This is a genomic window from Paenibacillus xylanilyticus, assembly GCF_013359935.1.
Lineage (GTDB): Bacteria > Bacillota > Bacilli > Paenibacillales > Paenibacillaceae > Paenibacillus > Paenibacillus xylanilyticus.
On record NZ_JABMCB010000120.1, the window covers coordinates 1 to 750 of the forward strand.

Consider the following 750-nt stretch of genomic DNA (forward strand, 5'->3'; position numbering starts at 1 on the left):
ATGTAAGATGAAATAAGAGTAGCCTTTGCCTCGCTATACATTTCTAAATCGCCTTGTTTTTCTATCGTATTGCGAGAATTTTTAGCCCAAGCCATTAATGGATCATTTTTCCATTTTTCAATAACATTATTGTTATACCAAATGTCATATCCTATAATCTGGTTTTTGTTTTTTTGAATAATAAATGTTACTGTTCTTGCGGTTTGGAGGAATTGATTCAAATTCAAGCGAAATAATTCAGGGTCAAAATATGTATCAATGCAGCATTTGAGCAAGTGCGATAAATCTTTAAGTCTTCTTTCCCATGGTTTTTTAGTCATAAAACTCTCCATTTTGATAGGTTGCATGCTAGATGCTGATATATTTTAGAGGTGATAAAATTAACTGCTTAACTGTCAATGTAATACAAGTTGTTTGATCTTTGCAATGATTCTTATCAGAAACCATATAGTAAATTAGTTACACAGGAAATTTTTAATATTATTATTATCATTCATTATGTATTAAAATTAGAGTTGTGGCTTGGCTCTGCTAACACGTTGCTCATAGGAGATATGGTAGAGCCGCAGACACGTCGTATGCAGGAACGTGCTGCGGCTGGCTGGTGAACTTCCGATAGTGCGGGTGTTGAATGATTTCCAGTTGCTACCGATTTTACATATTTTTTGCATGAGAGAATTTGTACCACCTCCCACCGACCATCTATGACTGTACGCCACTGTCCCTAGGACTGCTATGTGCCGGAGCGGA

Annotated in this window: 2 protein-coding genes; both read right to left on the bottom strand. The window is 36.1% G+C overall.

The window, feature by feature from the left end; genetic code table 11:
* The coding region (locus tag HP552_RS01575) for an Ea47 family protein (protein WP_446686450.1) at positions 1 to 320 on the bottom strand (320 nt) is incomplete at its 3' end.
* A 189-nt stretch (positions 321 to 509) separates the two neighbouring features.
* On the bottom strand, positions 510 to 750 hold a 241-nt coding region (locus HP552_RS34660), incomplete at its 5' end, for a hypothetical protein (RefSeq protein ID WP_217506282.1).